Here is a 22767-nt window from a genome sequence, read left to right on the forward strand (position 1 = left end):
CCCCCTGGCTGGGCACCCTGACCGCCCTCCCGGTCCACTTCACCCCGACGGCACCACGGGGATGATCAGGGGCGCGACCCCGCCCCGCAGCGGCGCGGGAACTGCGCGCCCGGACCCCGCCGAACCCGCGGACGAACCCGCCGGAGGCCGCTGCGGGGGCGAAAAAGGGCTGGTTACCACCCCCACACGTCTCATCCGACGGACGACACCTCACCCCCGTATACGGAAACGGCTACGCTCGGCACCGTGGCTGATATCGAGATCCCCTCTGACCTCAAGCCCGCCGACGGCCGTTTCGGCGCGGGCCCCTCCAAGGTGCGTACGGAGTCGCTCACAGCGCTCGCCGAGACGGGCACGTCCCTGATGGGGACGTCCCACCGCCAGGCCCCGGTGAAGAACCTCGTGGGGAAGGTCCGCCAGGGTGTGAGCGACCTCTTCCGGCTCCCCGAGGGCTACGAGGTGGTCCTCGGCAACGGCGGCTCCACCGCGTTCTGGGACGTGGCGACGCACGGTCTGATCGAGAACAGGTCGCAGCACCTCACGTTCGGCGAGTTCTCCTCGAAGTTCGCGAAGGCGGCCAAGCTGGCCCCGTGGCTGGGCGACCCGGACGTCATCACCTCCGAGCCGGGCACGCACCCCGAGCCGGTGGCCCAGTCGGGCGTGGACGTCTACGCCCTCACCCACAACGAGACCTCCACCGGTGTCGCCGCCCCGATCAAGCGGGTCGCGGGTGCCGACGAGGGCTCCCTGGTCCTGGTGGACGCCACCTCCGGCGCGGGCGGCCTCCCGGTCGACATCGCGGAGACGGACGTCTACTACTTCGCCCCGCAGAAGTCGTTCGCCGCGGACGGCGGCCTGTGGATCGGCATCTTCTCCCCGGCCGCGATCGAGCGCGCCGAGCGCGTCCACGCGAGCGGCCGGCACGTGCCGGAGTTCTTCTCGCTCCCCACGGCGATCGACAACTCCCGCAAGAACCAGACGTACAACACCCCGGCCCTCGCCACGCTGTTCCTGCTGAACGACCAGCTGGAGTGGCTCAACGGCCAGGGCGGCCTCGACTGGTCGGTGGAGCGCACCGCGACCTCCTCGCGCACGCTCTACAGCTGGGCCGAGGACGTCAAGTACGCGAACCCGTTCGTCACCGACCCGGCCAAGCGGTCCCAGGTCATCGGCACGATCGACTTCTCGGACGACGTCGACGCCGCCGCCGTGGCCAAGGTGCTGCGCGCCAACGGCATCGTGGACACCGAGCCCTACCGCAAGCTCGGCCGCAACCAGCTGCGCGTCGCGATGTTCCCGGCGATCGACCCGTCGGACGTCGAGGCCCTCACGAAGTGCATCGACTACGTGATCGAGAAGCTGTAACCGTCCGCACGGACCACGCGTACGGACCAGGGGCGCCCGGCACGGTTTTCGTGCCGGGCGCCCCTGGTCGGTTCGGCCCTCAGTCGCCCCGCCGCCGGAACACCCGCTTCAGCCCGTAGAAGACGGCGAAGGCGACGCCCAGCGCGAGCGCGCCCATCTTGAAGTCGCCGCCCGAACCGTCGCCGCCCGCGGAGCCGTTCCCGCTCCCGCTCCCGCTTCCGCTGCCGCCTCCGCTCCCGCCGGAGGAGGACCCGCCGCCGCCCGGGACGCTCCCCGCCACGACGGAACTCCCGCGCCCCTCGCTCCCGTACAGCAGCTTGGAGCCGTCGGGGGTGTACGTGACCGACTCGCCCTGCCGCTGCAGCGGCACGTTCAGCTGCTCCTGCCGCTTGGGCTTCCCGTCGTTCCAGGCGTACGCGATGCCGCCGAAGTAGCCGCGTACGGCGAGCTGTTCGCCGTCGGGCGAGAAGGCGCCGTCGGTGACCCACAGGTCGATGTCGGCCGTGCGCTTGAAGACGTTGGTGCCGGAGGCGGAGAGCTCGGCGGGCCCCTCGTAGAGCGCGCCGCCCTCCTCCTTCTTCGAGACGATGTAGACCCGGCCGGTCTTCGGATGCACCATCAGCGCCTCGGCGTCCCGGGCCCCGTCCGTGTACTTCACGTCGTACTGCGTGGCGCGGACGGTCTGGTCCTTCAGCTCCTTGGGCTCGGGCAGCTCGTAGATCCACACGTGGTCCCAGGTGCCGCCGAGGTTGTCGCCGATGTCGCCGACGTAGAGGTGGCCGTTCGGTCCGATCGAGACGGCTTCCACGTCCCGGGGGCTCCCGACGCCCGTCATCGTGACCGTGGCGACCGTCTTGCCGCTCTTCCCGTCGACGGCGTAGAGGAAGGCGCCGTCGTCGCTGTCGTTGTGGGTCCAGTAGACGCCGGGGTGGGCGCGGGAGGCGGCCAGTCCGCTGGACTCGGTGATCCGGGGGTCCTGGAGCGTGAACCCGTCGGAGCCGACGGAGCCGTCGTCATCGGCGGCGACGGCGGGCGCGGCGAGCGCCCCGGCGGCGAGCAGGGCCCCGGCAAGGAGAACGAACGAGCGACGCATGCCCACAGCCTGCCACCCCGGCGCCGTTCCGGTCGGCGTGTCCAGCTTCACATCCCGTCCCGGCCCGCCCCCGCCGGCGATCGTCCATCATGAGCGGATGCTCAGGTTCATGCCAGTCGGTGACTCCATGACGATCGGAAGCGCCGGCGAACACACGTGGCGCTACCGCATCTGGCAGCACCTGCGCGCGACGCACGGGGCCCCGTTCGAGCTGGTGGGCCCGCGGGAGACGCTGTACGACAAGGCGACGGGCACCGCGGACTCCCACGCGTACGCCGACGACTGCGACCCCGCCTTCCCCCGCGCGCACCTGGCCGGCTGGGGCGAGGGCTGGTGCCACCTGGGCCCGCTGGTGGCCGACGCGGTCCGCGCGTCCCGCGCCGACGTGCTCCTCGTCTCCCTGGGCCTGATAGACCTCGGCTTCTACACGAACGCGTCCCAGACTACGGAGAACGTCCGCGCCTTCATCGCGCAGGCCCGGTCGGCGAACCCCCGCCTCTCCCTGGTCCTCCTCCCGGTGATCCCGAACATCCGGGCGGAGACGGACGCGCCCTTCGCCGACGAGGTGGCCCGCTTCAACGAGCTCCTGGCGAAGACGGCGGCGAACCTGTCCGAGCCGGGCTCCCCGCTCCTCCTGGCCTCGCTCCCGCCCACGTACGACATCCACCGGGACACGTACGACGGCACCCACCCGAACGCCTCCGGCGAACACAAACTGGCGGCCGCGTTCGCGGAGGCACTGCACCAGGGGTGGGGCATGGGCGGACGGTACGCAGGCTCACCGTCGCCTACGGCGCGGACGTCGACATGACGAACACGCCGCTCGACCTTGTTCTCAAGACGGCCGAGTTCCCCCGGGACTGACACCGCGCTCCCCTACGGGCCCCGCCGGGCGGGCGTCAGACCTGTGTCCGCCCCACCATCAGCACCTTGATCGCCACTCGGGCGCCGTCGATCTCGTACGTGACCCGGTAGGCGCCCACGCGCAGCCGCCGCAGGTCGGTGCCGCCCAGCTTGCTGCTCTCGGGCGGCTCCGGCTGGAGGGCCAGAGCATTGATCGCCTGGATCAGCGGCCTGACGGCGTCCCCGTCCCGCGACTTGAGGCGTCGCAGACCGGCCGCCGCGACCGGCTCCCAGATGATCGTGAGCCTCATGAGGCCTTGCCCCTCAGCATGTCCTCGACTTCGGCCTGCGTGTAGGTGCCGCCGCCTGTCGCCTTGGCGCGCAGCGCGGTCGCGAGGTCGGCGAAGTCGATCGCCAGGGCTTTCGCGTCCGCGTCAGCGGCCGTGTCGACGAGAGCCTGTGTCCACCAGTGGTCGAGGAACGCCTCGAAGGCCGACCCCTCGGAAAGGGTCGCCAGTTCGGCGTCGAGGTCCGGCAGCCTGTCGGGGCGGAGCGCGGCGCGAATCCCCTCAAGATTGCGCGGCACCACCGGTCCGGTGAAGCCCAGGGCCTCGCGCGCCTCCTGAAGGATCTCGCTCCATGCCGCCATGTCCCTGCTCCTCTCCGACACCGACGCCGCCCTGCGTGCTGCGGCAGCAGCGTATGACGCGCTACCCACCGGAGACACACTCCTGTACGCGTGTCCGCCACGGTGCGGACAGCGGCTGGAACGTCGCCTCGAAAGCCGCTGTGGTGCGGCAGCGGAGGCAGTGGGTTTCGTCGGCGCGGGGGCGGAAGACGTGTTCAGCGCCGGGGCCCGGGCACGTCACCAGGGCCCGCCGGGCAGGGCTCTCGTACCGCTCGGGCGGTGGCTCGTGGGTGGCCCGGGCCCTGGCCGCCGGGAGTTTCTTCGTCAGCCGGTGGCGCAGGAAGCCGACCGCCGAGCGGATGCCGTCCGTCGGCAGGCCCGTCGTCAGGGCGCGGCGGAGGTCGGCCGCCGAGACGCCCCGGCGCAGCCACTCCGCCGCCGCACCGGCCAGCGCCCTGGCCTCGCGCACGCCGAGCAGCAGGTCCCGGTGCACGTGCCGCAGGGACAGCAACACGCCTTCCGCCTCCGCGAGTTCCGGCTCGGCGGCAGCGGCAGCGGTGCCGTCGGTGTCCGCCACGGCCCGGTCTTCGGGTGGGGGGTGGGGAAGGTTCTTCTCCCCCGGATCTTCCTTCTCGGTACAGTCGCCGACCTCCCGGTCCCCCGGCCCGCCGACCACCGGAGGCCGCTCAGCCGGTGGTACGACTTCGCCCGCCTCCCCCGCTCGGGCCCGGGACGCCTCGTCGCGCGTGAGGGTGACGTTGGCGAGGAGCTGCTCCGTGACCCAGCGGCCCCGCGCGCCCTGCTCACGCCACTCGTGCAAGTAGCCGCATTCGCCTAGGAGTTGCTTGGCCTTCTGGTAGGCCCGGCCCTTCAGGCCCAGCTTGGCCGCGTGGTCGCTGAGGGACCCGGGACCGGCGGCCTCCGGCAGTCCCTGCACGTACAGCAGCAGGACCTTCGCGTCGCTGTTGAGCCGCGAATGGCGTACGACGTCGTGCGAGGCTTTCGTGTAGCGCCGAACCGGCGCGATAGCATGCCGAAGCATCTCTGGTGGCTCCTGGTCCACTCGGGGGTGAAGGTCCTCGGCCGGTGTTCGCAGCACCCCCGGGGACCGCTCCGTACACGAGTGCGTACGGAGGGTGATGTCGCGGTCACCGTACAGCACTCGTCAGACGACTCACCACTTCGTGCAGCAACCCCGCCTCCACGAACGGCACTTCGGGGGTCGCCCGCGACCGCCAGTCCAACGGCCAGGTCAGCCCGCCCGTCGCGGGCACCCCCACGTACGCCCAGCCCCGCGCMCCCCGGCCGAGCGCCCGCACCCCGGCGGGCCAGCGGCGGCCCGCGGCGCCCTGCGGAGGCAGCAGGAAGTACATGTACCGGCAGCCGGTTGACTCACGGACGATCGGCCCCGCCTGGAAGTCCGTGAACTGGATGATCTCGTACGCCACTTGCTCGGCGAGCACGCCCGCGATGCGTACGGCGTCGAAGTGGATGCCGGCGTGGCGCAGGCCGTGGCCGGAGGCCGGGATCCAGGGGTGCACCCTGACCGGTGAGGTTTCCGAGTTCATGCGTCGCATGCTTACGGACGCTCACATACTGTGACCAGGGCTACGCGGCGTCAGTGCACCTCTGTGCACAGGGGGAGGTGGCTGTGCACTCCGGTGAACAGGGTTCGAGCAACCTGGAGATGTTCGGCTCGTTGCTGCGGTTCTTCCGCGAACGGGCCGGGATGACGCAGGAGGGGCTGGGAGGCCACGCCGGGTACTCCAAGTCGCAGGTCGCCATGGTGGAGCGGGGCGAGCGCCCTCCGAAGGGGAGACTCGTCGAGATCGCGGACGAGACACTGAGTGCACAAGGTGCACTTCTCGCGGCGGCGAGAAAGCTGAGGACCAGTGCGCTTCCGGCCTGGACCGCCACGTACGCCGAGATCGAGGCCGACGCGACGGCCCTCCACACGTACGCGAACCACGTGGTCCCCGGCCTGCTGCAGACGGAGGCGTACGCCCAGGCGGCGATCAGCTGCAACTACCCGCCGCTGGAGGACGAGGAGATCGCGGAGAAGGTCGCAGCACGCCTGGCCCGCCAGCAGCTCCTCCAGCGCAGGCCCACTCCCGCGCTCAGCTTCGTCCTGGAGCAGATCACCCTCACGCGTCCCATCGGAGGCTGCAGCGTCCTCAAGGAACAGCTCCAGCACGTCCTTGAGGTCGGGCGCAGACGCAACGTCGAGATCCAGGTCATGCCGTCGAACCGCGAGACGCACTCCGGACTGAACGGACCGATGATCCTCCTGGAGACCCAGGATCGCAGCCAACTCGCCTATGTCGACGGCCAGAGCGGCGGCTACTTCATCAACGAACAACCATCCCTGGGGGACTTGTTCGGCAGGTATGGGACTCTGCGAGCCCAAGCCCTCACCCCAGAGGCGTCCACCGAGTTGATCGAACAGGTGACACGCGAGCTATGACCACAGATCTGCACTGGTTCAAGAGCAGCCACAGCGGCAACGACGGCGAATGCCTCGAAATAGCGATCTCCCCGCCCACCATCCACATCCGCGACTCCAAAACCCCCACCGGCCCCACCCTCAAGATCACCCCGACCGCCTGGTCCGCCTTTCTCGGCCTGACGTTGCACGCATGAGCCCGAGCGGTCTTGATATCAAGAACCACGAGAATTGATATCATCGATTGGCAGCGCCGTACGGTCCCGGGAGGCCACATGACACGCACAGTGATCGACCTCGACGACGATAAGTTGGCCGAAGCAGCGGAGATCTTCGGCACGACCACCAAGGTCGCCACGGTGAACGCCGCGCTGGAAGACGCGATCAAGCGGCGTAAGCGCGCCTCCTTCCTGGGCTGGCTGGCCGAGGGCGGCCTACCCGACCTCACCGGACCGGTGGAGCAGCCGGCCGGCCACGACCAGCAGGGCGCCGCGTGAGCGACCGGTACCTGATCGACAAGTCGGCGCTGGCCCGCTACCCGAAGCCTGCCGTCCGCGCCGTCATCGATCCCCTGCACAATGCCGGACTGCTGGCCGTCTGCGGCGCGGTCGAGCTCGAAGTGCTGCACAGTGCCAGGACGAAGGCCGACGCCGAACGCATCCGGGACGAGATGCGCGGCTTCGACTGGCTGACCACACCGGACGAGGCGTGGGACCGCGCGGTGGAGGTGCAGGCCCTCCTCATCGACCGGGGCAACTGGAAAGCCCTGTCGGTGGCGGACCTCGTCATCGCCGCGACCGCCGAGCGGCACGGGGCCACGGTCCTGCACTACGACGGCGACTACGACATGATCTCCTCGGTCACCGGCCAGCCGACGTCCTGGGTGGTCCCGGCGGGCACCGGGGACTGAACCGCTCTTCCGCACCGCTGCCCGCCAGCTCCGACATCACGGCGAGCGGCAACGACGGGTTCGCCGCCGCCGCTGCCGCTACCTGCCGGTCCGGGTCGGTGAGCAGGCCCATGACGACCGGGGGCGGGAGCGTCGGGTGGCCGGCGGCCACGGGGCGCGCTTGTCCGTCCTCCAAGCACGCGAGCAGCGCCGCAACCGGCGCCGCCCGGTGCCGGGCCACCTCGCGGAACACCTTCTGCACCGGCGGCTCGTGCCGGGTCAGCGCCTCCAGCAGGGCCGGGGTCGCGTCCGGGTTGGTCGCCACCCTGGCCAGGACCCGGACTCCGTGCCGGTCGACCATCGCGCGCAACCGCGCCTCGGTGAGGCCGGGGTGCGGGGCGATGGCCTTGACCACCTTCGCGTCGGGGTCGCCGGCCAGCCGGTCGCGTATCCCGGACGGCAGGTCGCGCCGCTGGGCCACCAGCATGCGCGCGGCCGGATCCGGCGACGCGGCGAGCTCCTCGACCTCGGCAGGAGAGGCGGCCGCCACCCGCGGCAGCAGGACGGCGCCGACCTTCGCGGTACGGGCCAGTGCGGTGAGGACGTCGAGCGGTACGCGCGGATGGTGGGCGAGCGCGCGGCGCACGGCGGGGTCGCGGTCGTCGGCCATCGCCCGGATCAGGCCCTCGTCGAGCGCGGGATTCGCGGCGAGATCCGCGCGAACACCGGGTACGGGGTCCGCGGCCAGCCGTGCGTACGCCTGCCTCGGCAGGTCCTCACGGGCGGCGAGCGCCCAGCGCAGCAGCGTCGACGGGTGGCCGGCGAAACCGGTCACGGCCTCCACGGGTGTGGCGGGGTTACGGAGCCCTGCCTCCCACATGCTGTGGACCGTGGACTCGTGGGAGCCGTCGCAGGAAGCGCCCGGCAGCAGGTCGCAGTCCGGGTCGGGACACCCGGGGTCGTGGACGAAGGGGGGTTCGTGCCGGTCGCAGACCAGGCAGTGCCGTGCGACGGGCAGACCCGCCCCCGTCAGCAGCAGGGCCAGCACGGCCGGTGGCGTCGCCTCGTTGACGGCCACCGCCCGGCGAACCTCGGCATGCGGATGCTCCGCGAGCCTCGCGGCCACGTCCGGGGTGGTCCACAGCGCGAGTTCGGCGACGACCCGTACGTCCGGGTCCGCTGCGAGTGTGTCCACCACGTCCGACGGCAGACCGGGGCAGGCGGCCAGCTTCTCCCGGCGCTCACGGTCCGGGTCCGTCACGAGGAGGCGTGCCCACTCCGGGCGGCCGGCACCCCGGTCGAGCAGGGCGAGGGCGGCATCCGGCCGGACGGAGGGGTCGATGTCCGCAGCGGTCAGCCGGCCCTCGTAAGCGAGCGGCACCGCGCTCTCGTCGACCCGCTCGGCCAGCGCGACGGCCTGCGCGCGGCTCAGATCCGTACGGCAGGCGAGTTCTCTGGCGATGTCCTCGTCCGCGAGGGAGACGAGCCGGTCGACCAGCTCGGTGGGCAGGGCAGGATTGGCGGCCAGCCCGCGCAGGATGTGATCCACGGAGCCATCCTCCCCGCCGCACGGACGACGGGTCCGTAATTTTCCGGCGTCACCGATCACGCTTCCCGCTCCCGTTGTCAGACCCTCCCCCTACGCTTCGGCGCACTGTCAACGCGGCTTTCCATGCCGCCTGTTGGAAAGAGTGACGTCCGTGCGCGTGCTGCCCAAGACCGATGCCGACTACCCGCCCATCCTGCTCGTCCGTACCGACTACCGGGACGACGGCGCCTGGCAGCGGGTGCTGGACGCCCTCGACCGGCCCTGGGTCTTCGACGAGCGCGATGCGGAGAACGGCAGCGTCAAGGAAGAGGTCCTGCGTGTGGACGACCCGGTCTGGGCGGACGCGTCCCCCGACGACGTCCTCGCCGCCCTCACCGCGTCCGAAGACGGTGCGGAACCGGACGAGTGCGGGTGGCCGGTCGTCTTCCTCGCCGACCGCGCCAGCATGGAGGGCGCCGGTGCGGATGTGGAACCGACGCTGCTCGCGGTGAACCCCGACCCGGAGGAGGAGGACGGGACCTCACCGTTCCGCATACCGGCGCTGAGCGTCCCGCACGAGATGCACTGCAACCTGGCCATCGCCAACATGGACTTCTCCGACTTCGCCGACGCACCGTTCCAGTGACCGACCGCCCGCCCCTCCGGGACCGTCACCCCGGTGGCGGGTACCGGGGGTGTTGCGTGGAGCGCACTCCAACCCGTTGGCTATGACCATGAAGTACACGCAGCTGGGACGCACAGGACTCAAGGTCAGCCGACTCGTCCTCGGCACCATGAACTTCGGTCCGCAGACGGACGAGGCCGACAGCCACGCCATCATGGACGCGGCACTGGACGCGGGCATCAACTACTTCGACACCGCCAACGTGTACGGCTGGGGGGAGAACAAGGGCCGCACGGAGGAGATCATCGGTTCCTGGTTCGCCCAGGGCGGCGAGCGCCGCGACAAGGTCGTGCTCGCCACCAAGGTGTACGGGAACATGGCCGCCGACGGCGACGCCTGGCCCAACCACGACAAGCTCTCCGCGCTCAACATCCGCCGCGCGGTCGAGGCCAGCCTGAAGCGGCTGGGGACCGACTACATCGACGTCTACCAGTTCCACCACGTCGACCGGCAGACCCCCTTCGAGGAGATCTGGCAGGCCGTCGACGTGCTGGTCCAGCAGGGCAAGGTCCTCTACGCCGGCTCCTCCAACTTCCCCGGCTACAAGATCGCCCAGGCCAACGAGATCGCCGCGCGGCGCAACGGCACCATCGGGCTCGTCAGCGAGCAGTGCCTCTACAACCTCGCCGAGCGCCGCGCCGAGATGGAGGTCATCCCGGCCGCGCAGGACTACGGGCTCGGCGTCATCCCCTGGTCGCCGCTGCACGGCGGTCTGCTGGGTGGCGTCATCAAGAAGGAGGTCCAGGGCGGGCGCCGGGCGAGCGGCCGGGCCGCCGACACCCTCGCCGACCCCGCGGGCCGTGCGCAGGTCCAGGCGTACGAGGACCTGCTCGACAAGCACGGGATCGAGCCCGGCGAGGCCGCCCTGGCCTGGCTGCTCACCCGCCCCGGCGTCACGGGCCCGATCGTCGGCCCGCGCACCGCGGAGCAGCTGGAGTCCGCGCTGCGGGCCGTGGAGCTGGAGCTGAGCGAGGAGGTCCTGACCGCCCTGGACGAGATCTTCCCGGGCCCGGGCCCGTCCCCGGAGGCCTTCGCCTGGTAGCCCCCGCTTCAGGAAGGGGCGCCCCGACGGGAGCGCCCCAAAGGGGCGCGGGGAACTGCGCGCTCAGCCATGACGCACCCGCAGGCGCAGACCTACGGGGCGCACAGCGGCGAGACGGCGGCCGTCACCCACCGGCGGCAGCCGCCGTCACTGACCGACGGCCGCCGCCAAGGCCACCACGACGAACATCAGCACCAGCACACCGGCCATGATCCGGTTTCGCGTCTTCGGGTCCACACATCGAGCGTAACGGGCGCCGCTCAGTCGCCCTCGACGCGGGGCCCGCCGAGGGGCCACCGCTCGACCACCTCGTACCGCGGCCGCTCCCCCGCCACCCCCGACACCGGCAGCCGGCTCCGCACCAGGCACAGCTCGGCGACCGTCCAGTCCCGCCCCGCGAACCCGTCCAGCGCCGCCGCGTACGGGGCGAGGTCCGTGTCCCCCGAGGCGCGGGCCAGCGTGAGGTGCGGCCGGTAGGCGCGGTGCTCCTCCCGGGCGACCCCCGCCCGGCGCCCCGCCGCCAGCGCCCGTTCGGCGAGCAGCCGCAGGGCCCGTACGTCGCCCGCGGCGCCCACCCACAGCGCCCGGTCCCCGAACCGGCCCCCGCCGTGCAGCGAGAGCGGGAAGGGATCGGTGCGCCGGGCCGCCCGTTCGAGCCGGGCCGACAGCTCCGGTACGGCGTCCTCGGCGACCTCGCCGTAGAAGGCGAGCGTGAAGTGCCACCCGGACGGGTCCGTCCAGCGCAGCGGCTGCTGCGCCGGCACCGGCATCCCGCGCAGCCCGTCGACGGCCGTCCCCAGCTCGGCGACGGCGTCCGCCGGGGGCAGCACGGCGGCGAAGAGTCTCATGCCACCACCCTGCCAGGCCGGCCCCGCCGCGCGGGTCCGGCTACGCGGCGGTCGCCAGCTCCCGGCCGCGCGGGACGAACCGCACGTGCGGGTGGCCGTGGTTCCAGCCCACCGACAGGCGCAGGCCGCCCACCCGGGCCAGGGCCAGGCCCACGGTGACGGCCGCCAGGAGCGCGACGGCACCGCCCATGGCGAAGCCCACCCGGGGCCCGTACGCGTCGGTGATCCAGCCGACCACGGGCGCCCCCAGCGGCGTACCGCCCATGAAGACCATCATGAACAGCGCCATGACCCGGCCGCGCATGGCAGGGTCGGTGCCCATCTGGACCGCGGTGTTGGCCGTGACGTTGACGGTCAGGCCCGCCATGCCGATGGGGACCATGAGGAGGGCGAAGAGCCAGTACGACGGGGCCAGCGAGGCCACGATCTCCAGGACGCCGAAGGCGACCGCGGCGGCGATCAGCACGCGCAACCGGGCCGTGCCGCGCCGGGCGGCGAGCAGCGCGCCCGCGACCGAGCCCACCGCCATCAACGTGTTGAACAGGCTGTACGCGCCCGCGCCGGCGTGGAAGACGTCGTCCGCGTACGCCGAGAGCCAGACGGGGAAGTTGAAGCCGAAGGTGCCGATGAAGCCGACGAGGATGATCGGCCACATCAGTTCGGGGCGGCCGGCGACGTAGTGCAGGCCCTCGCGGAGCTGTCCCTTGCCGCGCGGGGCGCGCTCGACCTGGTTGATCTCGCTGGAGCGCATCATCAGCAGGCCCGCGATGGGCGCGACGAACGACAGGCCGTTGAGCAGGAACGCCCAGCCCGTGCCCACACCGGTGATGAGCACGCCGGCGACGGCGGGGCCGATCAGACGGGCGGACTGGAAGTTGGCGGAGTTGAGGCTGACGGCGTTCTGCAGCTGGCCGGGGCCGACCATCTCGGCGACGAACGACTGGCGCGCCGGGTTGTCGACGACCGTGGCGAGGCCGACGGCGAAGGCGGCGACGTAGACGTGCCACACCTGGACGTGCCCGCTGAGGGTCAGGAACGCGAGCGCGAGGCCGGTGAGGCCCATCGCGCTCTGGGTGGCGAGCAGCGTCGGCCGCTTGGGCAGGCGGTCGACGAGGACGCCGCCGTAGAGGCCGAAGAGCAGCATCGGCAGGAACTGCAGGGCCGTGGTGAAGCCGACGGCGGCCGAGGAGCCGGTGAGGCTCAGCACCAGCCAGTCCTGGGCGATGCGCTGCATCCAGGTGCCGGTGTTCGAGACGACCTGGCCGGTGAAGAAGAGGCGGTAGTTCCTGATCCTCAGCGAGCTGAACATCGAGGAACGCGTCTTGGGGTCGGACGGGGAGTTGTGGGCGGCAGGTGCGGGGGCGGAGTCTGCTCCGGGTCCCGTACTCAACGGCGTTCGCCTCCTTGCGTGGTGCGGTGGTACGTGCGGTACATGTGGTGCGCGTGGGGGGGTTCGGTGACTCGTGCTCACTGCAGGCGTCCCGGACGTCTCAGACGCCTCGGATGCCCCGGGTGTCCCGAGTACCCAGGCGGGCTACAGGTGCGCGAGCTTTTCCAGGACGGGGGCGGCCGCGCGCAGCTTCGCCCACTCGTCCTCGTCGAGGCCGTCCACCAGGGACGCCAGCCAGGCGTTCCGCTTCGTGCGGCTCTCGGCGAGCATGGCCTCGGCGCGCTCGGTCTGCGTGACGACCTTCTGGCGGCGGTCGTCGGGGTGCGGCTCCAGGCGGACCAGACCCTTGGCCTCCAGCAGCGCCACGATGCGGGTCATCGAGGGCGGCTGCACGTGCTCCTTGCGGGCGAGCTCGCCCGGCGTGGCCGTACCGCAGCGGGCGAGGGTGCCCAGGACCGACATCTCGGTCGGGCTCAGCGACTCGTCGACCCGCTGGTGCTTGAGTCGGCGCGACAGACGCATCACGGCGGAGCGCAGGGAGTTCACGGCGGCTGCGTCGTCGCCATGGGTGAGGTCAGGCATGTTCTTTAGAATAACTCATTACTCTACCTAAAGACCACTGCGGCGCGGCCCGGACAGCCGTGACTCCGGCCACTCGGTGCACACCGGGCGCCCGCGTCAACCGCGACGTCACCCGTACGAGTGAGACGACTGCGGAAAGTGACCCGGGACACCCTTCTGCCGCGACCCTCGTACCCATGGGGACCAGTGTGCTCAGCCTGCGCATAGACGGGGAGCTGCTCGACCGGCTCCGGCACCATGCGGCGAAAAGGGGAATGAGCGTCCAGGACTATGTCGTCCGGACGCTCATTCGCGATGACTTCGACGAGCGGTTCCAGACCGCGGTCGAGGAGACGGAAAAGTTCTACGGGGTCTGACCCGGCGGCCCCGGCGACCCCGGCGGCCCGAGGGGCTCCGGAGGGCGCCAGGTCAGGCCCGGGACCGTCAGGTCAGACCCAGGCCGTCAGGTCAGGCCCAGGGCCGGCATCAGGTAGTAGAAGGCGAAGACCGCCGACACCACGTACATCGCGACCGGTACGTCCCGGCCGCGTCCGGCCGCCAGCCGCAGCACGACGAACGTGATGAAGCCCATGCCGATGCCGTTCGTGATCGAGTACGTGAACGGCATCATCAGCATCGTCACGAACGCGGGGATCGCGATGGTGTGGTCCGCCCAGTCGATCTGCCGGATCGAGCCGGACAGGATCAGGAAGCCGACCGCGACCAGCGCCGGGGTGGCGGCCTGCGACGGGACCATGGTGGCGACCGGGGTCAGGAAGAGCGCGACGGCGAAGAGCGCCCCGGTGACCACGTTCGCGAAGCCGGTGCGCGCGCCCTCGCCGACGCCCGCCGTGGACTCCACGAAGCAGGTGGTCGCGGAGGAGGAGGTCGCGCCGCCCGCGGCGACCGCGATGCCGTCGACGAAGAGCACCTTGCTGATGCCCGGCATGTTGCCGTCCCGGTCGGTCAGCTTCGCCTCGTCGCCGATGCCCATGATCGTGCCCATCGCGTCGAAGAAGCACGACAGCAGGACCGTGAAGACGAACAGCACGCCGGTCAGTACGCCGACCTTGCCGAAGCCGCCGAACAGGCTGACCTCGCCGACGAGCCCGAAGTCGGGGCTCGCGACCGGGTTGCCGGGCCACTTCGGGGTGGTCAGGCCCCAGGAGGGCACCTTGGCGACCGCGTTGATCACGACGGCCAGGACCGTCATCGCGACGATCGAGACGAGGATCGCGCCGGGCACCTTGCGCACGATCAGCGCGAGCGTGAGGAGCGTGCCGAGCACGAAGACGAGGACGGGCCAGCCGTTCAGGTGCCCGGTGCCGCCGAGCTGCAGCGGCACGGTCGTCTGGGCCACGTCCGGGATGCGCGAGACGAAGCCCGCGTCGACCAGGCCGATCAGCATGATGAACAGGCCGATGCCGATCGCGATGCCCTTGCGCAGGCCCAGCGGCACGGCGTTCATGACGCGCTCGCGCAGCCCCGTGGCGACCAGCAGCATGACCACGAACCCGGCCAGTACGACCATGCCCATCGCGTCCGGCCAGGACATCCTGGGTGCGAGCTGGAGCGCGACGACCGTGTTCACGCCGAGCCCGGCCGCGAGCGCGATCGGCACGTTGCCGATGACGCCCATCAGGAGCGTGGTGAAGGCGGCGGTCAGCGCGGTCGCGGTGACCAGCTGGCCGTTGTCGAGCTGATGCCCGTACATGTCCTTCGCGCTGCCCAGGATGATCGGGTTCAGCACGATGATGTAGGCCATCGCGAAGAAGGTGGCGAAACCGCCGCGGATCTCGCGCGGCAGGGTGCTGCCGCGCTCGGAGATCCTGAAGTAGCGGTCGAGGGCGCCGTGGGCGGGCGCGGGGCCCGGCTCCTGGGGCGCGGGAGCCTTGGCGGAGGCCGAGGTGGGCATGTGGGGGACCTTTTGGTGTTTCGTACGAATGAAAATGGCCAGAGTCGGGAAGTTTCAGTATGAACATATGAGGGCGTCGGCGCTATCTCCGCGCGTAGACCGGTGAGGTGTGGGGGTCGGGCGGGTCCGGGGGGCGGCCTCGTAAGCTGTGCCCATGGCGAAGTGGACACCGACACACGAGGCACCGGAACCGCTGGAGGGGCCCGTGGTGGCCACCGTCACGGGTGGCACGATCCTGTGGTTCGTCCTCTTCCTGGTCCAGCTCCCGTTCTACGGCCGGCTCGACGACGACGGTCATCTGTGGTGGCTGTGGACGTGCCTGGCGGGGACGGGGCTGGGGCTGTTCGGGATCTGGTACGCGCGGGGCCGCGAAGCGGCCATCAAGCGAGCGGAGGCGTCCCGGTCGTAGCGCCCGGGTACGCCCTGGGTGCGCCCGCGATTCCGGCTGCGGCCCGGTGGGGGCCGTTCGCGCAGTTCCCCGCGCCCCTAAAAGATTGCGCAGTTCCCCGCGCCCCTGAAAAACCGGCCCTCGGGTGCGGGCGCGTCGTGGCTGGTCGCGCAGTTCCCCGCGCCCCTGGGTGTTTAGGGGCGCGGGGAACTGCGCGGGTGAGCCCCACCGGCCCGGAGCGGACGACCGGCCCGCGCCACCGGTTCCTCAGGGGCGCGGGGAACTGCGCAATCGGTGGCCACCAGCCCCCAGGGGGGAACCCCCACGCGGACCGGTCCCGTCTACAACCACGGCACCACCCCCCTCCTCCCCAGGTCGGATCTTTGCGGCGTCCACCGAGTGGAGCCGCACATCCCCCCGTACCGTCGAAGACATGACGCACATCGACGCGGGCGCCGAACTCGACCCCGTGCACCCCGTCCCGCTCCCCACCAGCGCGGCGCAGACGAGGGGCCTCACCGCCGCCCAGGTCGCGGAGCGCGTCGCCCGCGGCGAGGTCAACGACGTCCCCGTGCGCAGCAGCCGCTCCACCGCCGACATCGTCCGGGCGAACATCTTCACCCGCTTCAACGCGATCATCGGCGTGCTCTGGCTGATCATGCTGTTCGTCGCCCCGTTCCAGGACAGCCTGTTCGGCTACGTGATCCTCGCGAACACCGGCATCGGCATCATCCAGGAACTGCGCGCGAAGAAGACCCTGGACTCCCTCGCGGTGATCGGCGAGGCGCGGCCCACCGTCCGCAGGGACGGCACCGCCACCCCCGTCGGCACCTCCGAGATCGTGCTCGGCGACCTCATCGAGATCGGCCCCGGCGACAAGATCGTCGTGGACGGCGAGTGCGCCGAGGCCGACGGCCTGGAGATCGACGAGTCGCTGCTCACCGGCGAGGCGGACCCGGTCGTCAAACGGCCCGGCGACCAGGTCATGTCGGGCAGCTTCGTGGTGGCGGGCGGCGGCGCGTTCACCGCGACGAAGGTGGGCCGCGAGGCCTACGCGGCCCAACTGGCCGAGGAGGCCAGCCGCTTCACGCTCGTCCACTCCGAACTGCGCACCGGCATCTCCACGATCCTCAAGTACGTGACGTGGATGCTGGTCCCGGCCGCCGTGGGCCTGGCCGTCACGCAGCTCGTCAGCAAGGACAACGACTTCAAGGACTCCATCGCCCGCGCCGTCGGCGGCATCGTGCCCATGGTCCCGGAGGGCCTGGTCCTGCTCACCTCCGTCGCCTTCGCGATCGGCGTCATCCGGCTCGGCCGCAAGCAGTGCCTCGTCCAGGAACTCCCCGCCATCGAGGGCCTCGCCCGCGTCGACACGGTCTGCCTCGACAAGACGGGCACGCTCACCGAGGGCGGCATGGACGTCACCGAGCTGCGGCTCCTGGACGGCACGGACGACGAGGAACCGTACGTACGCGCGGTGCTCGGAGCCCTCGGCGCCTCCGACCCCCGGCCGAACGCCTCGCTCCAGGCCGTCATCGACGCCTACCCGGACACGGAGGGCTGGCGGCGTGAGGCCACGCTGCCCTTCTCCTCCGCGCGCAAGTACAGCGGCGCGACCTTCGTGGAGGGCGACGGGGAGGGCGCAGGGAACGGTGAGCCGCGTACCTGGCTGCTCGGCGCCCCGGACGTGCTGCTGCCCGAGGACGACCCCGCGCTCGCGCAGACGGAACGGCTCAACGAGAGCGGACTGCGCGTCCTGCTGCTCGCCCGGGCCGTCAGGGCACTCGACGACCCCCGGGTCCACGAGGACGTACGCCCTGTCGCGCTCGTCGTCCTGGAGCAGCGGCTGCGGCCCGACGCCGCGGACACCCTGCGGTACTTCGAGGAGCAGGACGTACGCGCCAAGGTGATCTCCGGCGACAACGCCGTCTCGGTCGGCGCGGTCGCCGCCAAGCTCGGACTGCCCGGCGCCTCGGCGACGGTGGACGCGCGCCGGCTGCCCGCCGGGCGGACGGAGATGGCGAAGGCGCTCGACGAGGGCGCGGTGTTCGGGCGGGTCACCCCGCAGCAGAAGCGCGACATGGTGGGCGCGCTCCAGTCGAACGGGCACACCGTCGCGATGACCGGCGACGGCGTGAACGACGTGCTCGCCCTCAAGGACGCCGACATCGGCGTGGCGATGGGGTCGGGGTCGGAGGCCACCAAGGCCGTCGCCCAGATCGTGCTGCTGAACAACAGCTTCGCGACGCTGCCCTCGGTGGTCGCGGAGGGGCGCCGGGTCATCGGGAACATCACGCGCGTGGCCACGCTGTTCCTGGTCAAGACGGTGTACTCGGTACTGCTCGCGGTGCTGGTGGTGTGCTGCCAGGTGGAGTACCCGTTCCTGCCGCGGCACCTGACGCTGCTGTCGACGCTGACGATCGGGGTGCCGGCGTTCTTCCTGGCGCTGGCGCCCAACAAGGAGCGCGCGAGGCCGCACTTCGTCCGCCGGGTGATGCGGTACTCGATCCCGGGCGGGGTGGTGGCGGGTCTCGCGACGTTCACGACGTACCTGCTAGCCCGGCACCACTACACCGGGGAGGGGGCGCTGGACGCGGAGACGAGCGCGGCGACCCTGACGCTGTTCCTGATCTCGCTCTGGGTGCTGGCGATCATCGCCCGCCCCTACACCTGGTGGCGGATCGGCCTGGTGGCCACGATGGGCGTGGGGTTCCTGCTGGTCCTGACCGTGCCGTGGCTGCAGGACTTCTTCGCGCTGAAGCTGGTGGGGACGACGATGCCGTGGGTCGCCGTCGGTATCGCGGTGGTGGCGGCGGCCGTCCTGGAGTTCCTGTGGCGGTGGGTGGACCGCCGCGTTCCCGCCTGAACGGGAACGGGCGGGTTCCCCGCACCCCTGGCGGGGGTGCGGGGAGGGGGATCACTGGACGTCGATGGCGTCGCCCGCGGAGTTGACGGCCGGCGTGGTCGAGGTGCCGGCGAAGGCGTAGCGGAAGGTGCCGTCGACGGTGGCCGTGACGGTGGTCTTCAGCTTGCCCGCGGAGCTGCCGGTGCCCGACTTCACGGTCTTGACGTCCGTGTAGGTGGACGTGCCCTTCTTCTTGAACTGGAGCTTCACCGACTGCGCGGTGTAGCCCGCGTACTTGTTCGTCTCCCAGTTGGCGCGGGTCAGGGACCCGGTGACCGTGATGGTCTTGTTCTTCTTCACCGGCTCGGGAGAGGCGTTGACGGTGAGCTTGGAGTACCGCTGCAGCTTCGTCGAGCCGACCTTGGCCTGCTCCATGTACCCGACCTTGGAGAGGTCGATGTCGTCGGCGTTCGGGTCCTCGCCGTTGAAGGCGATGGCGTAGGCGTTCGCCGACCACGTGCCCGCGTCGGAGTTGAGCAGCTGGCCCTCGCCCGGGTACACGTCGATCGTGCCCTTGCAGGAGGCCTTGGTGGTGCTCACCACCGTGCAGGTCGGCCACAGCTCACCGATCAGGCTCATCTCCGGCTCGTCGTAGGAACCCTTGTAGAGCTCGACGTCGACGAAGAAGTCGGCGGCGGTGATGTCGACGTCGGCGCCGTGCGTCAGCGTGAACGTCGTCGGGACGGTGACCTGCTTGGTGGTGCCGGCCACGATGGCCTTGCCGGCGTTGACCTTCACGTTCGAGACGCTGGCGTCCAGGGCGTACGGCACGCCGTCCGCGGCGGCGGCACGGGCGCCGGACTTGCCGGACGCGGCGTGGGCGGCGTCCAGGACCTTGGCGACCTCCGCGCGCGAGGGGACGGAGTCGCCGGAACCGTCGGCCTGGGCGGCCGGGACGGCGAAGGCGGAGAGGGCCAGGGCGCCGGTGACGGCGGCCACGGTGGCACGTATGCGCATGCGTTCCCCTGATGGAGAAAGGGGCCCCGGCGGTCAGATCTTCACGCCGGAGCCCGAATGATCGGGGAGTCTGTTGACTCAGATGATCTGATGCGCGACGTGGACGAATGGTTGTACACGAAGTGAAGGTTTTGCGAACTCGTGATCAAGACCACTCGTCGCCCCCGGTTTCCGGCGGCCCGCCCTCAGGTCCCGGCGGTCAGTCGAACCACCGGTCCCGCGCCAGCTCCTCCGTCCTGGAGGGGTCCTCCAGGAGGGCCGCGACCTCGAAGCGGCGCGGCCACTGACCGGCCGCCCAGGCCAGCCCCGCCGCGACGCCCTCCAGCGTGGCGGCGTGCACCACGCCGTCGCGGGTGCGGCGCCAGTCGAGCGCGGTGCCGTCCACGACGAGTTCCTCGTGCTCGACGTAGGTCGCGGGGGTCGCGGGGCCCAGCAGCACCCGTACGGACTCCGGTACGTCGTGCTCGGTGCCCTCGCTGGTCACCTCGCCCGTGACGGACTCGCTCAGCCGCCGGACCTGGAACAGCTCGGCGAGGTCGGCGGCCCGCGCCGGGCGTACCGGGAGCAGGGGCGTGCCGGCGGTGAAGGGCAGCAGGTCGGGCGAGTCGACGACCACGGCGCCGGCCGCGTCCACGACCCGCACCCGCCCGTCCACCACGGCCCGCAGCTCGTCCGGCAGGGTGACCTGGTCGGGGTCGAGGTCCGCCAGGGCGCCGTACAGGGCGTGCAGCTGGGCGGCCGAGACCTCGCGGTCGGGGTCGGCGAGCCGGTCGAGGAGTTCGGCGGCGCCGCCCGGCTCGGCGAGCAGCGCGGCCACGGAGGTGCGGACGCCGAGCGCGCGCAGCACCTGCTCGTCGTCGAAACCGGCCGCGTCGGCGGCGTCGTACAGGCCGTGCAGCAGCGGGTCGCCGCCCTCGGCACGCAGGCCGGCCGGGCGGCGGCCGTCGAGGACCGGGTGCCCGCGCAGCCACCAGGCGGTGTACGACCGGACGGTCTCGTGCGTGCCGTCCGGCAGCAGGACGCGGACCGGCTGGGTCAGGGCGTCCCGCAGCGGCGGGCGGGAGAGCAGGGCGAGGGCCTCGGGCCAGCGGTCGTCGTCCACGAGGTCGAGGTCGCGCACGGCGACGATCTCCGTGGCGACGGGCGGCACCGGCGACTCCGGCAGCCCGTCCAGCACGTCCTCGCACCACACGTCCACGGCGTCGAGCAGCCCCGCGTCGTCGGGCTCGGCGAAGTCGCCGTCGCGCGGCTCCAGTTCGTCGGGGTCCAGGACGACGTCCGTGGCGCGTACGAGCTGGAAGTCCGCCAGTACGCCGCAGGCGGCGAGCGGCTGTTCGCCCCAGCGCTCGGCCAGCTCGGCGTCGACGGGGGCCAGTTCGTCCTCGCGCATCACCCGGGCGAAGGCGCTGCCGGGCAGGACGAGTTCGCCGGCCGGGACGAGTTCGCCCTCGTCGTCGGGGAGGGCGAGCGCGCCGAGCCAGGGTTCGTCCCCGGGTTCCAGGCCCGCGTCGCGGACGAGCGCGAGGACGGTGTCGGCCAGTTCCTCGGCGTCCGGGGCCGGGTCGTCGTCCCAGGCGCCGCGGTCGTCGTCGAGGGAGGCGGCGACGGCGGCGCGGACCTGCGGGGTGGTCAGGACGGCCCGCGCGGTGGCGGGCAGGGCGCCCAGCTTCTCCAGGAGCGGATGGACGGCGTCCGGGTGGGCGACCTTGAGGCCGAGCCGGGCGAGGGCGTCGGGGGCGACGCCGGTCGCGGCCCCGGTCGTGGCCCCGTCGGCGGTGGGCAGCAGGACCTGGCGGGGGCCGATGGTCGTACGCCCGTCGGCGAGCGGCACCGGCAGGCCGGAGAGCCGGTCCGGGTCGACCCCGGCGAGGCTGTCGTACAGGCGCCGCCACCACTCGGGGGCCTTCTCCAGGCCCGCGAGCCGGTCGACGGCCTCGGTGAGCGGCACCCGGGCGACGCCGAGGGTGCGCAGCTCCGCGCGGCGTTCGAGTCCGGCGGGCAGCAGGCTGGGGAGCACCTCCGCGAGGACCCGTACGGTGTCGGCGCCCGCGCCCTCGACGACCTCGGCGTCACGGGGGCGCAGGGCCTCGGGCAGGTCGGAGTCGTCGCCGCTGTCGTCCCTGTCGCCGCCGGCCGGTGCGGCCGCGGGCGGCAGGAACGCGGTCCGCGGCAGCCGGTCGAGGATCGCCTGCCGCAGGGCCCCGTCCAGTTCGCCCTTGCCGAGCGGGCCCGGCACCAGACCGATGGTCCCGGCGGTCACGGGCCGCCAGGCGGCGAGCAGCTCGGCGTACGCGTCCGCCGCGCGCTGCACCAGGAAGTCGGTCAGCGGGCCGGGCGCGGCGTGGCGGCGCGTGGTGTCGAGCGGCAGGGAGGCGATGAGCAGCGCGGGCACGCCGAGGGGCTCGTCGCTGGGGGTCCCACTCGTCCCGCCCGTCTCCACCACGACCTCCTCCAGGCCGGGCAGGGCGAGCAGCAGGGCGTCGTCGATCCCGTCGAGCAGCCGCTCCGCGAGGGCCTCGGCGGCGGGGTCGCGCAGCGGCAGGATCACGACGCTGTCGTACGTGTCCGGGGCGGTGCCCTCGGCCGGGAACGGCAGCCGGAGCAGGGGGACGTGCCCGTCGCGGCGGCGCAGTTCGTCGCCGAGGCCGGGGCTGTGGCGGGCGATGTCGGTGGCGAGGTCGCGGGCCTCGGCGAGGGACCAGCGGACGCCGCCGTGCCGGCCCAGCAGGGCGGGCTCGTCGGTGACGGCGAGGACGGCCGCGAAGCCGACGCCGAAGCGGCCGACCGCGCTGTCGTGGTCGTCGCGCTTGGCGGAGGCGCGCAGGGTGGAGAGGGACTCGACGCCGGTGGCGTCCAGGGGGGCGCCGGTGTTGGCGGCGACGAGGACGCCGTCGCGCAGGGTGAGGCGCAGCCGTCCGGGGACGCCGGCGCGGGAGGCGGCGTCGGCGGCGTTCTGGGCGAGCTCGACGACCAGGCGGTCGCGGTAGCCGCCGAGGACGAGGTCCTCCTCGGAGTTGGCGTCCTCGCGGAACCGGGCCGGGCTGGTCGCCCAGGCGTCCAGCACCCCGCGTCGCAGCCGTGCCGTCCCGAACGGGTCCGCGCCCTCGGCAGCCGGCCGCACGAAGTTGCTCACGCTTGACACTCCCTCTCGTCGTACGCCCGCGCATCGGCTGGCCGCCGCAAGAAGGTACCGCGCGAAGCCCTTGGCAGGGGGCCGGGGTGGAGGCGCCGGGTGCGCCCTGGCGGGGGCCGTTCGCGCCGTTCCCCGCGCCCCCAAAAGATTGCGC

General features: G+C 72.0%; 23 protein-coding genes. 11 read left to right on the forward strand and 12 right to left on the reverse strand.

Annotated elements, in window-relative coordinates; genetic code table 11:
* Positions 1-246 precede the first annotated feature (246 nt).
* On the forward strand, positions 247-1365 hold the full coding sequence (gene serC, locus FGF04_RS01215) for a phosphoserine transaminase (RefSeq protein ID WP_149509277.1): 1119 nt from the start codon (positions 247-249) through the stop codon (positions 1363-1365).
* 79 nt (positions 1366-1444) lie between these two features.
* On the opposite strand, the gene FGF04_RS01220 is transcribed toward serC, so the two are convergent.
* Positions 1445-2458, reverse strand: a complete 1014-nt coding sequence (locus FGF04_RS01220; protein WP_149509278.1) for a WD40 repeat domain-containing protein — start codon at positions 2456-2458, stop codon at positions 1445-1447.
* 97 nt (positions 2459-2555) lie between these two features.
* Between FGF04_RS01220 and FGF04_RS01225 the strand changes: the two genes are divergently transcribed.
* On the forward strand, positions 2556-3269 hold the full coding sequence (locus FGF04_RS01225) for an SGNH/GDSL hydrolase family protein (RefSeq protein ID WP_149509279.1): 714 nt from the start codon (positions 2556-2558) through the stop codon (positions 3267-3269).
* An 88-nt stretch (positions 3270-3357) separates the two neighbouring features.
* On the opposite strand, the gene FGF04_RS01230 is transcribed toward FGF04_RS01225, so the two are convergent.
* The 4 genes from FGF04_RS01230 to FGF04_RS01245 all read right to left on the reverse strand — a co-directional run bounded on the left by FGF04_RS01230 (position 3358) and on the right by FGF04_RS01245 (position 5497).
* Positions 3358-3612, reverse strand: coding sequence for a type II toxin-antitoxin system RelE family toxin (locus FGF04_RS01230; protein ID WP_149509280.1), 255 nt, complete (start codon positions 3610-3612; stop codon positions 3358-3360).
* A complete protein-coding gene (locus FGF04_RS01235) occupies positions 3609-3950 on the reverse strand; it encodes a hypothetical protein (RefSeq protein ID WP_149509281.1) in 342 nt (113 codons plus the stop codon). The genes FGF04_RS01230 and FGF04_RS01235 overlap by 4 nt, the downstream gene beginning before the upstream one ends.
* 61 nt (positions 3951-4011) lie before the next feature.
* Entirely contained in the window at positions 4012-4971 is a 960-nt protein-coding gene (locus FGF04_RS01240) for a hypothetical protein (protein WP_149509282.1), read from the reverse strand.
* A gap of 106 nt (positions 4972-5077) precedes the next feature.
* Positions 5078-5497, reverse strand: a complete 420-nt coding sequence (locus FGF04_RS01245; protein WP_149509283.1) for a hypothetical protein — start codon at positions 5495-5497, stop codon at positions 5078-5080.
* Positions 5498-5580: 83 nt separating this feature from the next.
* On the opposite strand from FGF04_RS01245, the gene FGF04_RS01250 reads away from it, so the two are divergent.
* The 4 genes from FGF04_RS01250 (at position 5581) to FGF04_RS01265 (ending at position 7282) form a co-directional block, all read left to right on the forward strand.
* Entirely contained in the window at positions 5581-6393 is an 813-nt protein-coding gene (locus FGF04_RS01250) for a helix-turn-helix domain-containing protein (RefSeq protein ID WP_235882123.1), read from the forward strand.
* Entirely contained in the window at positions 6390-6569 is a 180-nt protein-coding gene (locus tag FGF04_RS01255) for a DUF397 domain-containing protein (RefSeq protein WP_149509284.1), read from the forward strand. The genes FGF04_RS01250 and FGF04_RS01255 overlap by 4 nt, the downstream gene beginning before the upstream one ends.
* Before the next feature lie 78 nt (positions 6570-6647).
* Positions 6648-6869 (forward strand): type II toxin-antitoxin system VapB family antitoxin, encoded by a 222-nt coding sequence (locus FGF04_RS01260; RefSeq protein ID WP_149509285.1) that lies wholly within the window; start codon positions 6648-6650, stop codon positions 6867-6869.
* Positions 6866-7282, forward strand: a complete 417-nt coding sequence (locus FGF04_RS01265) for a PIN domain nuclease (RefSeq protein ID WP_149509286.1) — start codon at positions 6866-6868, stop codon at positions 7280-7282. The genes FGF04_RS01260 and FGF04_RS01265 overlap by 4 nt, the downstream gene beginning before the upstream one ends.
* Here FGF04_RS01265 and FGF04_RS01270 read toward each other — a convergent pair.
* Positions 7233-8810, reverse strand: a complete 1578-nt coding sequence (locus FGF04_RS01270; RefSeq protein ID WP_235882124.1) for a hypothetical protein — start codon at positions 8808-8810, stop codon at positions 7233-7235. The two genes, FGF04_RS01265 and FGF04_RS01270, sit on opposite strands and share 50 nt — an antisense overlap.
* Before the next feature lie 151 nt (positions 8811-8961).
* Between FGF04_RS01270 and FGF04_RS01275 the strand changes: the two genes are divergently transcribed.
* Both FGF04_RS01275 and FGF04_RS01280 read left to right on the forward strand, forming a co-directional pair.
* Positions 8962-9435, forward strand: a complete 474-nt coding sequence (locus FGF04_RS01275; protein WP_149509287.1) for a DUF6924 domain-containing protein — start codon at positions 8962-8964, stop codon at positions 9433-9435.
* Positions 9436-9523: 88 nt separating this feature from the next.
* Positions 9524-10516: an aldo/keto reductase gene (locus FGF04_RS01280; protein WP_149509288.1), complete on the forward strand. Its 993-nt coding sequence runs from the start codon at positions 9524-9526 to the stop codon at positions 10514-10516.
* A 260-nt stretch (positions 10517-10776) separates the two neighbouring features.
* Here FGF04_RS01280 and thpR read toward each other — a convergent pair whose 3' ends face one another.
* The 3 genes from thpR to FGF04_RS01295 form a co-directional block, all read right to left on the reverse strand.
* On the reverse strand, positions 10777-11364 hold the full coding sequence (thpR, locus tag FGF04_RS01285) for an RNA 2',3'-cyclic phosphodiesterase (protein ID WP_149509289.1): 588 nt from the start codon (positions 11362-11364) through the stop codon (positions 10777-10779).
* A 40-nt stretch (positions 11365-11404) separates the two neighbouring features.
* Positions 11405-12673, reverse strand: coding sequence for an MFS transporter (locus FGF04_RS01290; protein WP_149509432.1), 1269 nt, complete (start codon positions 12671-12673; stop codon positions 11405-11407).
* A gap of 225 nt (positions 12674-12898) precedes the next feature.
* Positions 12899-13336 (reverse strand): MarR family winged helix-turn-helix transcriptional regulator, encoded by a 438-nt coding sequence (locus tag FGF04_RS01295; protein WP_149509290.1) that lies wholly within the window; start codon positions 13334-13336, stop codon positions 12899-12901.
* Positions 13337-13512: 176 nt separating this feature from the next.
* On the opposite strand from FGF04_RS01295, the gene FGF04_RS01300 reads away from it, so the two are divergent.
* Positions 13513-13692, forward strand: coding sequence for a ribbon-helix-helix protein, CopG family (locus tag FGF04_RS01300; protein ID WP_149509291.1), 180 nt, complete (start codon positions 13513-13515; stop codon positions 13690-13692).
* Between the two features lie 86 nt (positions 13693-13778).
* Here FGF04_RS01300 and FGF04_RS01305 read toward each other — a convergent pair whose 3' ends face one another.
* Positions 13779-15230, reverse strand: a complete 1452-nt coding sequence (locus FGF04_RS01305) for an NCS2 family permease (RefSeq protein WP_149509292.1) — start codon at positions 15228-15230, stop codon at positions 13779-13781.
* 154 nt (positions 15231-15384) lie between these two features.
* Between FGF04_RS01305 and FGF04_RS01310 the strand changes: the two genes are divergently transcribed.
* Both FGF04_RS01310 and FGF04_RS01320 read left to right on the forward strand, forming a co-directional pair.
* A complete protein-coding gene (locus tag FGF04_RS01310) occupies positions 15385-15639 on the forward strand; it encodes a DUF2530 domain-containing protein (RefSeq protein WP_149509293.1) in 255 nt (84 codons plus the stop codon).
* A gap of 412 nt (positions 15640-16051) precedes the next feature.
* A complete protein-coding gene (locus FGF04_RS01320; protein WP_149509295.1) occupies positions 16052-18484 on the forward strand; it encodes an HAD-IC family P-type ATPase in 2433 nt (810 codons plus the stop codon).
* A gap of 51 nt (positions 18485-18535) precedes the next feature.
* Here FGF04_RS01320 and FGF04_RS01325 read toward each other — a convergent pair whose 3' ends face one another.
* A complete protein-coding gene (locus FGF04_RS01325; RefSeq protein ID WP_149509296.1) occupies positions 18536-19480 on the reverse strand; it encodes a hypothetical protein in 945 nt (314 codons plus the stop codon).
* Positions 19481-19679: 199 nt separating this feature from the next.
* A complete protein-coding gene (locus FGF04_RS01330) occupies positions 19680-22613 on the reverse strand; it encodes a sacsin N-terminal ATP-binding-like domain-containing protein (protein ID WP_149509297.1) in 2934 nt (977 codons plus the stop codon).
* Between the last annotated feature and the right edge of the window lie 154 nt (positions 22614-22767).

It is taken from the genome of Streptomyces apricus, assembly GCF_008369065.1.
Taxonomy (GTDB): domain Bacteria; phylum Actinomycetota; class Actinomycetes; order Streptomycetales; family Streptomycetaceae; genus Streptomyces; species Streptomyces apricus.

Bases quoted from the DNA above. Each gene is read 5' to 3' on its own strand.
- FGF04_RS01220 (WP_149509278.1), bottom strand. From the start codon at position 2,458: ATGCGTCGCTCGTTCGTTCTCCTTGCCGGGGCCCTGCTCGCCGCCGGG.
- FGF04_RS01225 (WP_149509279.1), top strand. From the start codon at position 2,556: ATGCTCAGGTTCATGCCAGTCGGTGACTCCATGACGATCGGAAGCGCC.
- FGF04_RS01230 (WP_149509280.1), bottom strand. From the start codon at position 3,612: ATGAGGCTCACGATCATCTGGGAGCCGGTCGCGGCGGCCGGTCTGCGA.
- FGF04_RS01235 (WP_149509281.1), bottom strand. From the start codon at position 3,950: ATGGCGGCATGGAGCGAGATCCTTCAGGAGGCGCGCGAGGCCCTGGGC.
- FGF04_RS01240 (WP_149509282.1), bottom strand. From the start codon at position 4,971: ATGCTTCGGCATGCTATCGCGCCGGTTCGGCGCTACACGAAAGCCTCG.
- FGF04_RS01255 (WP_149509284.1), top strand. From the start codon at position 6,390: ATGACCACAGATCTGCACTGGTTCAAGAGCAGCCACAGCGGCAACGAC.
- FGF04_RS01260 (WP_149509285.1), top strand. From the start codon at position 6,648: ATGACACGCACAGTGATCGACCTCGACGACGATAAGTTGGCCGAAGCA.
- FGF04_RS01280 (WP_149509288.1), top strand. From the start codon at position 9,524: ATGAAGTACACGCAGCTGGGACGCACAGGACTCAAGGTCAGCCGACTC.
- thpR (WP_149509289.1), bottom strand. From the start codon at position 11,364: ATGAGACTCTTCGCCGCCGTGCTGCCCCCGGCGGACGCCGTCGCCGAG.
- FGF04_RS01290 (WP_149509432.1), bottom strand. From the start codon at position 12,673: ATGTTCAGCTCGCTGAGGATCAGGAACTACCGCCTCTTCTTCACCGGC.
- FGF04_RS01295 (WP_149509290.1), bottom strand. From the start codon at position 13,336: ATGCCTGACCTCACCCATGGCGACGACGCAGCCGCCGTGAACTCCCTG.
- FGF04_RS01300 (WP_149509291.1), top strand. From the start codon at position 13,513: ATGGGGACCAGTGTGCTCAGCCTGCGCATAGACGGGGAGCTGCTCGAC.
- FGF04_RS01305 (WP_149509292.1), bottom strand. From the start codon at position 15,230: ATGCCCACCTCGGCCTCCGCCAAGGCTCCCGCGCCCCAGGAGCCGGGC.
- FGF04_RS01310 (WP_149509293.1), top strand. From the start codon at position 15,385: ATGGCGAAGTGGACACCGACACACGAGGCACCGGAACCGCTGGAGGGG.
- FGF04_RS01320 (WP_149509295.1), top strand. From the start codon at position 16,052: ATGACGCACATCGACGCGGGCGCCGAACTCGACCCCGTGCACCCCGTC.
- FGF04_RS01325 (WP_149509296.1), bottom strand. From the start codon at position 19,480: ATGCGCATACGTGCCACCGTGGCCGCCGTCACCGGCGCCCTGGCCCTC.